This window comes from Bradyrhizobium vignae, from assembly GCF_004114425.1.
GTDB classification, from domain to species: Bacteria; Pseudomonadota; Alphaproteobacteria; order Rhizobiales; family Xanthobacteraceae; genus Bradyrhizobium; species Bradyrhizobium vignae.
The window spans coordinates 35,003-48,425 of the sequence record NZ_RDQF01000029.1 but is presented as its reverse complement, the minus strand read 5'-3'; the positions used below and the strand labels follow the sequence as shown (position 1 = coordinate 48,425).

The window sequence follows — 13,423 nt, the reverse complement described above, 5'->3', positions numbered from 1 at the left end:
TGGCGCGCCGCACGGCAGCCGGTCTGCGTCCCAGACCAGATGCTGGCGGCCACGTCTATTTCGCCGTCTGCCTCCTGCTTTCGGCAGGAGATTGGCCGCCGGGTGAAAGGCCAAGGACCATGTCCGAGAACCGTTCGCCTTGCACCAGGACGTGGTCGTGGAGGCGGGTTGCGGCCAGTTGCTCGTCGCCGGCACGGATCGCTTCCAGAATGCCGGCATGCTCCTGCAGCGATTGCAGCAGCCGGTTGCGCGCCCGAAGCTGGATGCGGCGATAGGCACTCAAGCGCTTGTGCAAGGCGAAAGCCTGATCGGCCAGGAAGCTGTTGCGGCTGGCGCGGTAGATCGCTTCGTGGAAGTTGCGGTTGTCGGCGTAGTACTGCTCGCTGTCGCCGTTCCGCGCGGCCGTCTCGCAGGCCCGGTGCGCAGCTTCCATCGCCGCATCATTGTCCGGCGTCAGCCGCCGTGCGGCCAGCCGTCCGCAGGCGCTTTCGATCTCGGCCATGGTCTCGAACATCTCGAACAGCCGGGTTGGTGACGGGACGCTGACAATGGCGCCGCGTCGCGGGCGAACATCGATGAAGCCTTCGGCCCCGAGCTGCAGCAGCGCTTCCCGGATGGGTGTCCGCGACACGCCGAATCGCTCCGCCAGCGAGGCTTCGTCCAAGCGATCGCCGGGCTGAAATTCCCCTGCAATCACAGCGTCTTCGATCGACTGCTTCAGTCTGAAGGCCTGGCTCATTGTATACATCCGATCTCACAGTTCCATACCATACCCTTGACAAAACATACAGCATGCAGTTCATATGGTAATTGTATGCAAGATCAGAAATAAAAAATGCAATTTGGCGACGGGAGGTATGGAATGAGGATTTCGAGACGCCAAGCCCTGGCCCTGGGCATCGCGGCCCCGGCGCTGCTCCGGTTCGGAGAGGCGCGTGCGGCCACGGCCCTGAAGATTTCGCACCAGTTTCCTGGAGGCACCGCAACCGAGGGCGATTTCCGCGACCGGCTCTGCCGGCGTTTCGCGGCGCAGATCCAGGAGCGCAGCAAAGGTGCGATGACCGCCGAGATCTATCCGGGCTCGTCGCTGATGAAGACCAACGCGCAGGTCTCAGCGATGCGCAAAGGCGCGCTCGACATGAGCCTCATCCCGATCTCCTACGCCGGCGGCGATCTTCCCGAGTTGAACATCGGCCTGATGCCGGGCCTCGTCACCGGTTACGACGAAGGCCTCGGCTGGAAGAACAAGCCGATCGGCCAGGAGTTCAGCAAATTCCTTGCCGCCAAGGGTCTCGTCATCATCACCTGGATCTGGCAGGCCGGCGGCGTCGCCAGCCGTGCGCGCCCCCTGGTCGAGGTCGGCGATGCCAAGGGCATGAAGATTCGCGGCGGCTCGCGCGAGATGGATCTCGTGGTGCAGGCTGCCGGCGCCTCGGTGCTGTCGCTGCCCTCCAACGAACTCTATGCGGCGATGCAGATCGGCGCCTGCGATGCCGCCCTCACCTCGTCCACCAGCCTGACCTCGTTCCGCCTGGAGGAGCTCGCCAAGCATCTGACGACCGGGCGAGCCAAGAGCTACTGGTTCATGCTCGAGCCGCTCGTGATGTCGAAGGCGGTGTTCGACCGGCTTTCGAGCGAGGAGCGCGACATCATCGTCTCGGTCGGCACCGAGCTCGAAGCGTTCGGCCGCGCTGCGGCCGTGGAGGACGACGTCCGCGTCGCCAAGGTCTACCAGGCCGCCGGCGCGACGGTGCACGATCTCGACGACAAGACGGTTCAGGCCTGGCGTGAGCTTGCGCGCAACACCGCCTGGAAGGACTACGCTGGCAAGAACGAGAACTGCGCCCGCCTGATCAAGCTTGCCATGGAGGCCGGCTCATGAGCGCGCACGGCATCGATCTCGGCCATTCCGCCGCCGTGCCCGCGGCGCGCTCCGGCTCCCCCGTGGGACGCATCAGCCGCGCGATGACCCTGCTCAACAGGGCAATCGTCGTGCTCTGCTCGATCGCGCTCATCGTCGCGAGCACGATCCTGAGCTACAGCGTGGGCGCGCGCTACTTCTTCAACGCGGCCACCTATTGGCAGGACGAGGCCGCGGTGTTCCTGCTGGTCGGCGCCACGTTCCTGTCGACCGCGTTCGTGCAGGCCGGGCGCGGCCATATCGGCATCGAGGCCCTCACCGGCTATCTGTCGAAACGCGGCAACGCGATCCGCATGCTCGTGGTCGACATGGCGAGCCTGCTGTTCTGCGGCTTCTTCGCCTGGAAATCCTGGACGCTGTTCCACGAAGCCTGGGTCGACGGCCAGGTGTCCGGATCGACCTGGGCTCCGCCGCTGTGGATTCCCTACAGCATGATGTCGCTGGGCATGACCCTGATGACGCTGCAGATCGCGCTTCAGCTCGCCGCGAGCATCGACGCATGGAGGAGCAAATGAGCACGCTTGCCGTCGGACTGATGTATGGTGGTGCGACCCTCGCCGTCATGGCCTCGGGCATGCCGATCGCCCTCGCACTCGGCGCGGTCGCCGTCGTCTTCATGTACTACTTCATGCCCGCCGCATCGCTCGATACGGTGACGCAGAACGTCTACGAGGAGATGGCCTCGATCACGCTGCTGGCGATCCCGCTCTTCATCCTGAAGGGCGCCGCGATCGGCAAGTCGAAGGCGGGACAGGACCTCTACAGCGCACTGCATGTCTGGATGGGCCGCATTCCCGGCGGTCTCGGCATCGCCAATGTGTTTGCCTGCGCGCTGTTCGCCGCGATGGCCGGATCGTCTCCGGCCACCTGCTCGGCGATCGGCTCGGCCGGCATCCCCGAGATGCGCAAGCGCGGCTATTCCGGCGGCTTCGCCGCCGGCGTGATCGCCGCCGGCGGTACGCTGGGCATCCTGCTGCCGCCTTCGATCACCATGATCCTCTACGCGGTCGCGGCGGAGCAGTCGCTCGGACGCCTCTTCCTCGCCGGCATCGGACCGGGCCTCCTGCTGGTGCTGCTGTTCGCGATCTACGCGGTGCTGAGGTTCAAGGCCGAATACAACGCGGCGCAGCGCGCCTATGCGGCCGATCCGGCGCAGCATCCGATCCTGTCGAATGAGCGCTTCACCATGGCGATGCGGTTCGGCGCGCTGCCGCGCGTGCTGCCCTTCGTCGTGCTGCTCAGCGGCGTCATGATCGCGCTCTATGGCGGCTATGCGACGCCCTCGGAAACCGCCGGCCTCGGCGGCATCCTGGCGCTGGTCCTGATCGCCTCGATCTACGGCGTGTGGCGCCCGCGGGATCTCGGCCCGATCCTGGAATCGACGCTGAAGGAATCGACCATGCTGATGCTCATCATCGGCATGTCGCTGCTCTACTCCTATGTGATGAGCTATCTCCACATCAGCCAGGCGGCGGCGCAGGCGATCGTGGCGATGCAGCTGTCGCGATGGGTGCTGCTGGGCGCGATCCTGGTGCTGGTGGTCGTGCTCGGCTTTTTCCTGCCGCCGGTCTCGATCATCCTGATGACCGCGCCGATCATCCTGCCGCCGCTCAAGGACGCCGGCTTCGACCTGATCTGGTTCGGCGTGGTGATGACGATCGTGATGGAGATGGGCCTCATCCATCCACCGGTCGGACTCAACATCTTCGTCATCAGGAACATCGCGCCCGACATCCCGTTGCGGGACGTGATCTGGGGCACGCTGCCTTTCGTCCTGCTGATGGCGTTCGCGGTCGTCCTGCTCTGCCTGGTGCCGTCGATCTCCACTTTTCTGCCCAATCTGGTGATGGGCGCGCCGTCGCGTTGACCGAGGAGGCATGAACGATGCTGAACGACATCCGATCCGGACGCATTGCGGCGCCCGAATTCCTGCAAGGGCTGATCGACACGTTGACGCAACGCGGCCGCGCGGTTCTCGGCATCAAGCCGGATCGCGATGTCGGCGAGGATCGCGACCTCGAGCTTCTCGGCGAGGCGCTACTTTCCCGGCGCGGCGAAGCCTCCGGCGTTGCGATCGCGCAATCGCTGCTTGCGGCCTTCGAGCGGGCGGCCGAGCCGCAGCGGCTCAAGTTTCTATCCTCCCTCGCCGACCGGTTCGGGCCCGACCGGCGCGCGATCGAGCTCGCGATCGCCGCCTACCAGCGCAAGGAGGGCGGCGACGGGAGCAAACTCGAGGCGCTCCATGCTGCCGCAGAGCCGCGCCGGCAGGAGCTGATCCGGCGCCTCAACCTTGCGCCCGGTGGAACATCGTCGCTGGTGCGGATGCGCGAGGTGCTGCTCGCGCTGCTGCGCGAGCATCCCGAGCTCCAGCCGGTTGACGACGATTTCGTTCATCTGTTCTCGTCCTGGTTCAACCGGGGTTTTCTCGTGCTGCGACCGATCGACTGGACCACCTCGGCCAACATCCTCGAAAAGATCATCAGATATGAAGCCGTCCACGCCATCCAAGACTGGGACGACTTACGCAACCGACTGGAGCCACCGGATCGCCGCTGCTACGCATTCTTTCATCCGCAGCTGGTCGACGAGCCGCTGATCTTCGTCGAGGTCGCGCTGACGAAGGAGATTCCCGGCGCGATCGGCCCATTGCTAGACAAATCGCGCGAGGCGATTGCCGCGCACGAGGCGACAACGGCCGTGTTCTACTCGATCTCGAACACGCAGAAGGGCCTGGCCGGCGTCTCGTTCGGCAATTTCCTGATCAAGCAGGTGGTGCAGGACCTCGCCCGCGAGCTGCCGAACCTGAAGACCTTCGTCACGCTGTCTCCCGTTCCCGGCTTTGCCGGCTGGGTGCGGCGCGAGCTCAAGACCGAGGCCTCCGCCGCGATCGATGAGGAGACGCGACGCGCGCTGGCCGCGCTCGACGACGGCGGCGACATCGCGCAGGCAAAGGAGGCGATCACGGCGCTCGCCGCCTATTACTTCCTGAAGGCGAAACTGCCGTCAGGCAAGCCGGTGGACCCCGTCGCCCGCTTCCATCTCGGTAACGGCGCGCGCCTGGAACGGCTGAATTTCCTCGGCGATGCCTCCGCCAAGGGCATGAAGCAATCCTACGGGCTGATGGTGAACTATCTCTACGCGCTCGAGCGCATCGAGGCGAACCACGAGGCCTTTGCCGAGCATGGCACGGTCGTCGCGTCCGACAAGGTGAAGAAGGCGCTTCGCGCGAAACTGTCATCGCGGGACCTCGTTCCCAGTCCTCACACCAACTCGCAACGGAAGATCTCGTCATGACCTCGAACCTGTACGATCGCCTGCTGGCCGGCGCGGCGTCCGACCAATCCATCTGCATCGAGAAGGACGACGGCACGGCGTTGAGCTATGCCGAACTTGCTGCGCTGAACGGCAGGTTCGCAAACTTCCTCGCCAGTATCGGCATCGGCCCGAACCACCGCGTCGCGGTCAAGGTGGAGAAATCCGTCGAGGCGGTCGCGCTCTATCTCGCAACGCTGCGCACTGGCGCGGTCTATCTGCCCCTCAACACCGCCTATACGCCGACTGAGACCGAGTATTTCATCCGCGACGCGCAGCCGACATTGATCGTGTGTGATCCCAGGGAAGAGGCCGAGTTGCGCGCCATCGCCGCCAAGGCGGGCGGCCGCGTCGAGACGCTCGATCACCGCGGCAAGGGTTCGCTCGTCGAAGCTGCGGCAGACTTCCCGGTGCGATTTGAAACCGTCGCCAGGACGACTGACGATCTTGCGGCCATCCTCTACACGTCGGGCACGACCGGCCGCTCGAAGGGAGCCATGCTGACACACGGCAATCTTTCTTCGAACGCCCTGACGCTCGTCCAGGAGTGGCGTTTTTCGAGCAAGGACGTGCTGATCCATGCCCTGCCGATCTATCACGTTCACGGGCTCTTCGTCGCCTGCAACGTCAGCTTCGCCGCACGCGCGCGCATCCTGTTCATGCAGAAGTTCGACGCCGAACGCATTCTGGCAACGATGGCGCGCAGCACGGTTCTGATGGGCGTGCCGACCTTCTATGTCCGCCTGCTCGAGAGCACTGACCTGAACGAGCGAAGCACCGCCAACATGAGGCTTTTCGTCGCCGGCTCGGCGCCGCTTCTGGCCGAGACACACCGGGCCTGGAAGGAGCGGACCGGGCACGCGATTCTGGAACGCTACGGCATGACCGAGACCGGGATGATCGCCTCCAATCCCTATGAGGGGTCTCGCATCGCCGGATCGGTCGGCCGGCCGCTTCCCGCCGTCGAGGTTCGCGTCACCCATCCCGAAACCGGCGCAATGCTCCCCGTTGGCGAGGTCGGCATGATCGAGGTGAAGGGGCCGAACGTCTTTGCGGGCTACTGGAACATGCCGGACAAGACCGCGGCCGAGTTCCGTGCCGACGGCTTCTTCATCACCGGCGATCTCGGCAAATTCGATGCGAATGGTTATCTGCACATCGTCGGGCGCGGCAAGGACCTCATCATTACCGGTGGGTTCAACGTGTATCCCAAGGAAATCGAAACCGAGATCGACGCGATTCCCGGCGTTTCCGAAAGCGCGGTCGTCGGCGTGCCGCACGCCGATTTTGGCGAGGGTGTCACCGCGGCGGTGGTTCGGTCGCCGGGCTCATCGGTCGACGAACGCGCCATTCTCGCGGCACTGTCGGGACGATTGGCAAAGTTCAAGCAGCCGAAGCGCGTCGTGTTCGTCGAGGGGCTGCCGCGCAACGCGATGGGAAAAGTGCAGAAGAACGTCTTGCGCGAACGCTTTGCAGATCTCTATTCCGGGCGGGCGTAGTCCCCCGCGGCGTTTCCCCCTCTGCATTGGGCTGCCGAGATCCTGATAGCGCGACGTCGATGGCGGCGGGCGAGAACCGGGAGGTAGCGATCTCCCGGCCGCTCTACGACCTCAGCTCATGGCAGGCTCTGGACGGTTCCGATCCAGCGGCGTGACATCGAGCCGGATACCGGATGGCCCCAGAACCGGCGACAGCAGCGTATCCACCTTCATAGTCGGGCTGCCCCGTTGCCAGCTCGACCACGGCATCGTGTCCAGGTACGGGATCGGCGGCAAGGCCAGCCGCTCGAAAGTGTCCGCCGCCTTGGCGGCGGAGCTCGAGCTTTCGGCGCCGTAGGCTGCGAAGGGCACGAGGGAGAGGCCGGCACCAACGGCCAAGGCGGCGAGTCGCCGCAGCGTTTTCTGGGTGGCTTCCCCGCGAGCGGAGAAAGCACGATCGTTGATCATCTCATCCTCCTTTCGTTCGAAAACAGATCCAATTGATCAGAACAGAGCACGCGAAGAACGAGCCCGGCCGCTCGGCCGGGCTCGCTCGTCTCTAGAAGTCCATGGCGGGGGCGCTTGCCGCTTCTGTCTTCTTCGGCTTGTCAGCGACCAGCGCTTCGGTCGTGATGAGCAGCGAAGCGACCGAGGCCGCGTCCTGCAAGGCGGTGCGCACCACCTTGGCAGGATCGATCACGCCGGCCTGGACCATGTCCTGGTACTCGCCGGTCGCGGCATTGAAGCCCCAGGTGTAGGTCTGATTTTCGAGGAGCTTGCCGACGACGATGGAGCCATCCTCGCCCGCATTCTGAACGATCTGCCGGGCCGGCACCTGGATGGCGCGACGCACGATCTCGACCCCCGCCTTCTGGTCGGCATTGGTGGTCTTGACGCCGTCGAGCGCCTTGAGGGAGCGCAGCAGTGCAACGCCGCCGCCAGGCAGAATGCCTTCCTCGACAGCGGCCCGCGTCGCATGCAGGGCATCGTCGACGCGATCCTTGCGTTCCTTCACCTCGACCTCGGTCGCTCCGCCGACCCGGATCACCGCGACGCCGCCGGCGAGCTTGGCCAGCCGCTCCTGCAGCTTCTCGCGATCGTAATCCGAGGTGGTTTCCTCGATCTGCGTCCTGATCTGTTGGCTTCGCGCCTCGATGTCCTTCTTGGCGCCGGCGCCATCGACGATCGTGGTGTTCTCCTTGTCGATCACCACCTTCTTGGCACGGCCCAGCATCTTCACTGTGACGTTCTCGAGCTTGATGCCGAGATCTTCGGAGATCACCGTGCCGCCGGTGAGGATCGCGATATCCTCCAGCATCGCCTTGCGGCGGTCGCCAAATCCCGGCGCCTTGACGGCGGCGACCTTCAAGCCGCCGCGCAGACGGTTGACGACCAAAGTCGCAAGCGCCTCGCCCTCGACCTCCTCAGCGATGATCAGCAGCGGCTTGCCCGATTGCACGACCTGCTCGAGCAGCGGGAGCATCGACTGCAGGCTGGAGAGCTTCTTCTCGTGGATCAGCACATAGGGATCTTCGAGCTCGACCCTCATCTTCTCCGGGTTGGTGACGAAGTAGGGCGAGACATAGCCGCGGTCGAACTGCATGCCCTCGACCACCTCGAGTTCGGTGTGCAGGCTCTTGGCTTCCTCGACCGTGATCACGCCCTCATTGCCGACCTTCTGCATGGCATCCGCCAGGAAGCGGCCGATCTCGGTGTCGCCGTTGGCGGAGATGGTGCTGACCTGGGCGATCTCGTCGTTGGAGGTGACCTTCTTGGCGTGCGACTTGAGATCGGTCACGATCGCCTCCACGGCAAGGTCGATGCCGCGCTTGAGGTCCATCGGGTTCATGCCGGCGGCGACGGCCTTGGCACCTTCCTTGACGATGGCCTGCGCCAGCACCGTCGCCGTCGTGGTGCCGTCTCCGGCAAGATCACTGGTCTTTGACGCGACCTCGCGCACCATCTGGGCGCCCATGTTTTCGAACTTGTCCTCCAGTTCGATCTCCTTGGCGACGGTGACGCCGTCCTTGGTGATGCGCGGCGCGCCGAACGATTTTTCGATGACGACGTTGCGTCCCTTTGGACCGAGCGTGACCTTCACCGCATTCGCCAGCGTGTCGACGCCCCGCAGCATGCGCTCGCGAGCCTCGGTCGCGAACTTCACGTCCTTGGCAGCCATGTTGCCACTCTCCTTTCTGTTCGATGACCGTCAGTGTTACGCCGCCTTCTTCAGCGTGCCGCCCTGTTCGACCACGCCGAGAAGATCGCTTTCCTTCATGATCGAGAACTCTTCGCCATCGATCTTGACCTCGGTGCCTGACCACTTGCCGAACAGCACCCGGTCGCCGACCTTGACGTCGAGTGGCACGAGCTGGCCTTGCTCGTTACGCGCACCCGGCCCAGCGGCGATGATCTCGCCCTGCTGCGGCTTCTCCTTGGCGGTGTCGGGAATGATGATGCCGCCGGCGGTCTTCTCCTCGGCATCGACGCGGCGCACGAGCACGCGATCGTGCAACGGGCGGAAATGCATGCACATCCTCCTTGGGTAGGTTCAGCGATGTCCAAAATCCGGGTCCGGAACCGGCCCCCGGGCGGCAAACGACCTAGGAACAGGTTCATCTTTGTTCAAGGGGACTCGGTGAAAATTTTTTGTCGCATCCTTGCGCACCCGCCTGCTCAAAGTTCAACGCACTCGATCGGCCGCATCAAGGTGGTGCTCGCGCAGGCACGGCGGGTCATGTCGTGCCCTTCTCAGGCACGGGCCCGCCACAGCGTCGCGGCAAGCAGGAGGTAGGCGGCGCAAGTCCACATCGCCTGCCAGTTCGCCGTCCCCTCGTTGACGGTCACATAGATCGCCGCTCCGACGAACACGCCGGCAAACAGCGACTCCGCCACAGGACGACCTCCCTTCGCGGATGGATTGAGCAGCGTCATCGCTGCAAAAGGCAACGCTGCCATGGTGAGTGCTGCAAAAGGAAAATCGATGTTGCGCGGGTCGAACACGAGCCCTAGTGCGGTGGCCGCACCGATCACGACGGTCACGATCAAGGCCAACCCGTGCATGGTTGCGACCATCGTTTCCGTCCGGTAGCCTTTCGGACCGAGCAACTCCTGAAAACTCGGCGGTGGGCGCCCCGACATGAGAGCGTTGGCACCAAGCACCGGCGAAACCGTCGCGGCCAGCAGCAGAGAACTCCAAAGGAGCCAGCCACCCGCTCCGACACTTTCAAAGAACACCTTTTGGGCGTCCACGCCAAACAGGATTCCGGCTGCCGTCGCCGATATCGCCACCCCGAGCCATGAAGCCAGGCCAGGGCTCGCGGGCTTGCGACGCGAGGTCAACCATGCCGCGGCGAACACCAGGGTCGCGAGCGCAATTCCGCAGCTCATTTGCAGCTTCCAGAGCGGAAAGTTGCTGACGGGGATGCCGGCAGGATATTTGAGCACGCGCTGCTCGCCTCCGAACAGGCCCCATGATCCGCCGACTGTGCCCTCGATCTCTCGCTTCCAGGATTCGTCGTAGGCCTCGAACAGGTTGAAGCGGAAATTCTCGCGCCGGGCGAGGTCGAGAACCTCCGAAACCACCCGGGCCTGGTTGATACGCGACGGCAACGCCGATCCCCGCATCCGTCCCTGGCTCGGCCAGCCTACTTCGCCGATCAGGATCTCCTTGCCCGGAAAGGCCGCCGCGACCTGCCGGCGTATTGCGTCGGCGTGCGTGGCAGCCGCTTCTGCCGGAATCGGCACGTTCTCCCAATATGGCAGGATGTGAATCGTGACGAAGTCGACGGCGTCGTAGAGCTCACGACTGCTGAGCCAGAATTCCCAGACGTCGGCATAGGTCACGGGGACACTGACCTGCGCCTTGACCGAGCGGATCGTGTCGGCGAGATCGGAGACCGTTATGTCCTTGCGCAACAAGGTCTCGTTGCCGACCACCAACGCGATGACGGTCCCTAGATACTCCCTGGCGAGGCGTATCGCCGTTGAGATCTGCGCTCGATTCTTCTGCTGGTCCTTGTCGAGGAAAATACCCTGGACGACCTTCAACCCCGCTCGGGCTGCAAGCTCGGGGATTTGGTCGAGACCAAGATCGGTCGCATAGGTACGGATGCAGTCGGATATCTCCGCAAGCTGGGCGAGATCTTCCGCGATCTGCTCACGCGATACCTGCGTCGCGGACGAAAGCGAGGTCTGATGGCTGCGGAACGGGGCGTACGAGATGCATTGGACCTTGTCGTTTGGATCGATGGGTGCGCGCACCAAATGGACTGGCGTCCCCAACCACCACCACACGGCGGCGATGGCGCCCAGCGATATCAGGAAGAGCGCGAGCGAAACGCGGAGACCATACACCGGCCTCGTGGCAGGCGCGACGGCCTCGACCTCCCCGCTTGGCGGGAGCAGCAGCCTGGAGAACCAGCTTGCTTTCCGAGGATGGACCAACTGATCACACGTGAGGTACGGCTTTTCACTTGCTGCGATGTCGCGGACGCGTCGCATTGCTCCAAAGCGCACGCCTGCGATCGCAACTGCATGAAAAACGGGAGGATCATGCAAGTGAATTGGTTCAAGGTCGCTTCCAACCCAATTATAGGATCGCTCGCGTTCCCACAAGCTGGTTGATTCAGGTCAATTCATTCAATGGCCCTGTCGAATCTCCCATGCCCAGACCGGATCGCCGGCATCTCGGCGACTGATCAGGGTGACGCGCATGAAACGATCGTGAGCCAGTGCAGCGCCCAGCCACAGCTCATTCCACGCATCGAATATGGCGGGAGACATTTGCTCCCTCCCAGACATGAGGCGCCACGTCGTTTGCCTTACGATCGCCGTGCTGCCTTCAAGATGCATCTCGGCGTCATCGCCTTGGCCACGTAACAGCCTCGTAAGTGCGGTTGCAAAACCTGCGACACCTCGGTCCACTCCACCGAGCATGGACGCAACATCGTCGAACGTGTGCATGCCGATCAATCGAGCGGCTAAACCTCCCAGGTGACCTCCCTCGGCCGGTCCGAGCACCGACATCATTTCAGGCAGGATCGACGTGATGTAGTCCATCGCGTAATTGCGGAGGGCCTTTCTCAAGCGACTTTCTGGCCAATTCGTTTCGCCAAGGCGTGGCGCAAGTTCTGGCCTGAATGGAGGGCATCGCTCTCCGGGCGAAAATTGCAGCCGCTCTTCCGGAGAAAGTTCATGATCGTACTCCCGGTAATATCCCTCCAGGCCGGGCTGCCCGTCGACGGTCTGTCCCGTGCAGACGAAGCCCAGGCGAGGGTTACCGAGAACCACGCCGTTGTTGCCGTGCCATCCCCTGAGCATCCCGCGAGACACTTCCGAGGGAATTCCGCAGATTGCGGTACCATACCAAAGCCACCGGGGAGGCGGATAACGAATCCATGCCTTCTTGTCGCTCTCATAGACGTATTCGACCTTTACGCCGCCGATCTGATTGGCGAGGTAGTTGTACTGTGCGCTGGCGACTGCATGGGGCAAGCCGTCCAAACCGAGCTTTTTGAGGCCAGCGACGAAATGGGTCGCTTGCTGGCGGCGGAACATTCTGAACACGATCTCAGCAGCGCGAGCCGCCCCGGCGCGCGACGAGAGATGTAGGATGAGACCCGTAAGATAGGAGTGATAAATCCGCTCGACCGCGCGATAGGCCTGCACGTCATCCGACGTACTGTTCTTAATGCTCATTCGTTTCTCCGGACGTTCTTCGATGAATGAATGGCGCCGACATCGCTCGCGCTCCCGACGGCGTCAGTCAATACCCTTCATTTCGTGAATCAACCTGCGTGCCTCGTCGCGTTCCGGGATCGGGCGGCCGCTGTCACGCCATTCGATGGCCGCCTTGAAACCGTGCTTCTGCGCGTACCGCCTGAACCACAACCCCTCAGGATTGTGACGCGTGATGCCGTCAAAGAGCGTCGCGAGCGACTGCGTCTGCTCGAGACCCATGGTCAGCATGACCTGGTTGACGACCATCTTGTGCATGGCGAGGTGACTCTTCGGAACGCCGGCAATCCGGTCGGCGAGCTTTCGCGTCTCGGCCTCGAGCCGCTCCACCGGAACGCAGACATTCGCCAGCCCCCACTCCGCCGCCTTGCGCCCGTCGATCATGTTCCCGGTGAACATCATCTCCTTGGCGCGCGCAGGTCCGAGCTTGAACGTCCACATCGCGGTGGTAGGGCATCCCCATACGCGCGTCGGCATGTAGCCGATCCGAGCGTCCTCCGCCATCACGATCAGGTCGCAGCAGAGCGCGATATCGCTACCCCCGGCGACCGCCGCGCCGTGAATCTTGGCGATGGTCGGCTTGGAGCACTTCCACAAGCTCATGAAGTTCTCGGTGTTCTTCTTCATGAATGCGTAATCGACCATGGGGTCCCAAGGCTCGCTCTCCTGCTGGCACGGGTGCTCGATCTCGCTCTCCGCGTAGGCGACGAGATCATATCCGCCGCAGAACCCCTTACCTGCGCCTTCGATCACGACGACGTGCACGTCGTCGTTTTTCTCCGCCCACTCCACCGCCGCACGGATCTCTTCGGGCATCACGTCGTCGATGGCGTTGAACCGACCCGGGCGGTCGAGGACGAGACGGGCGATGTTCGGTGCATCCTCGCGGACTGCGATACTGAGAGTCGAGAAATTCGGCATCGTAACCTCCCGGATGTATGTATGGACAGTCAGCATTGACTGTAACGATTAT

Annotated in this window: 12 protein-coding genes; 5 read left to right on the top strand and 7 right to left on the bottom strand. The window is 63.5% G+C overall.

What is annotated here, in order from left to right:
* Positions 1 to 55: 55 nt before the first annotated feature.
* Positions 56 to 739 carry a GntR family transcriptional regulator gene (locus tag EAV90_RS23295; RefSeq protein WP_122404449.1) on the bottom strand — a complete coding sequence of 228 codons (684 nt, stop codon included), beginning with the start codon at positions 737 to 739 and terminating at the stop codon, positions 56 to 58.
* 123 nt (positions 740 to 862) lie between these two features.
* Between EAV90_RS23295 and dctP the strand changes: the two genes are divergently transcribed.
* Genes dctP through EAV90_RS23270 form a run of 5 tightly spaced genes read left to right on the top strand, consistent with a single transcriptional unit; the run spans position 863 to position 6,732 of the window.
* Positions 863 to 1,882, top strand: coding sequence for a TRAP transporter substrate-binding protein DctP (dctP, locus tag EAV90_RS23290; protein ID WP_129144794.1), 1,020 nt, complete (start codon positions 863 to 865; stop codon positions 1,880 to 1,882).
* A complete protein-coding gene (locus tag EAV90_RS23285; protein ID WP_129144793.1) occupies positions 1,879 to 2,436 on the top strand; it encodes a TRAP transporter small permease in 558 nt (185 codons plus the stop codon). Before dctP ends, EAV90_RS23285 begins: the two co-directional genes overlap by 4 nt.
* A complete protein-coding gene (locus tag EAV90_RS23280; protein ID WP_129144792.1) occupies positions 2,433 to 3,788 on the top strand; it encodes a TRAP transporter large permease in 1,356 nt (451 codons plus the stop codon). Before EAV90_RS23285 ends, EAV90_RS23280 begins: the two co-directional genes overlap by 4 nt.
* Positions 3,789 to 3,805: 17 nt before the next feature.
* Complete coding sequence (locus tag EAV90_RS23275; RefSeq protein WP_129144791.1) at positions 3,806 to 5,215, top strand: malonyl-CoA decarboxylase; 1,410 nt, start codon at positions 3,806 to 3,808, stop codon at positions 5,213 to 5,215.
* On the top strand, positions 5,212 to 6,732 hold the full coding sequence (locus EAV90_RS23270) for a malonate--CoA ligase (RefSeq protein ID WP_129144790.1): 1,521 nt from the start codon (positions 5,212 to 5,214) through the stop codon (positions 6,730 to 6,732). Before EAV90_RS23275 ends, EAV90_RS23270 begins: the two co-directional genes overlap by 4 nt.
* Positions 6,733 to 6,843: 111 nt before the next feature.
* Here the strand turns inward: EAV90_RS23270 and EAV90_RS23265 are convergent, their stop codons facing one another.
* The 6 genes from EAV90_RS23265 to EAV90_RS23240 form a co-directional block, all read right to left on the bottom strand.
* Positions 6,844 to 7,179 carry a hypothetical protein gene (locus tag EAV90_RS23265; RefSeq protein ID WP_122404455.1) on the bottom strand — a complete coding sequence of 112 codons (336 nt, stop codon included), beginning with the start codon at positions 7,177 to 7,179 and terminating at the stop codon, positions 6,844 to 6,846.
* A 91-nt stretch (positions 7,180 to 7,270) separates the two neighbouring features.
* Positions 7,271 to 8,890 carry a chaperonin GroEL gene (gene groL / locus EAV90_RS23260; protein ID WP_129144789.1) on the bottom strand — a complete coding sequence of 540 codons (1,620 nt, stop codon included), beginning with the start codon at positions 8,888 to 8,890 and terminating at the stop codon, positions 7,271 to 7,273.
* A 36-nt stretch (positions 8,891 to 8,926) separates the two neighbouring features.
* Complete coding sequence (groES, locus tag EAV90_RS23255) at positions 8,927 to 9,241, bottom strand: co-chaperone GroES (RefSeq protein ID WP_164937067.1); 315 nt, start codon at positions 9,239 to 9,241, stop codon at positions 8,927 to 8,929.
* 221 nt (positions 9,242 to 9,462) lie between these two features.
* Complete coding sequence (locus EAV90_RS23250; RefSeq protein ID WP_208738532.1) at positions 9,463 to 11,067, bottom strand: glycoside hydrolase family 17 protein; 1,605 nt, start codon at positions 11,065 to 11,067, stop codon at positions 9,463 to 9,465.
* Positions 11,068 to 11,352: 285 nt separating this feature from the next.
* The gene (locus tag EAV90_RS23245) at positions 11,353 to 12,411 is read right to left on the bottom strand and encodes a hypothetical protein (RefSeq protein WP_122404458.1); all 1,059 of its coding nucleotides are present in this window, start codon (positions 12,409 to 12,411) and stop codon (positions 11,353 to 11,355) included.
* Between the two features lie 63 nt (positions 12,412 to 12,474).
* On the bottom strand, positions 12,475 to 13,407 hold the full coding sequence (locus tag EAV90_RS23240) for a crotonase/enoyl-CoA hydratase family protein (protein ID WP_283810501.1): 933 nt from the start codon (positions 13,405 to 13,407) through the stop codon (positions 12,475 to 12,477).
* Positions 13,408 to 13,423 lie beyond the last annotated feature (16 nt).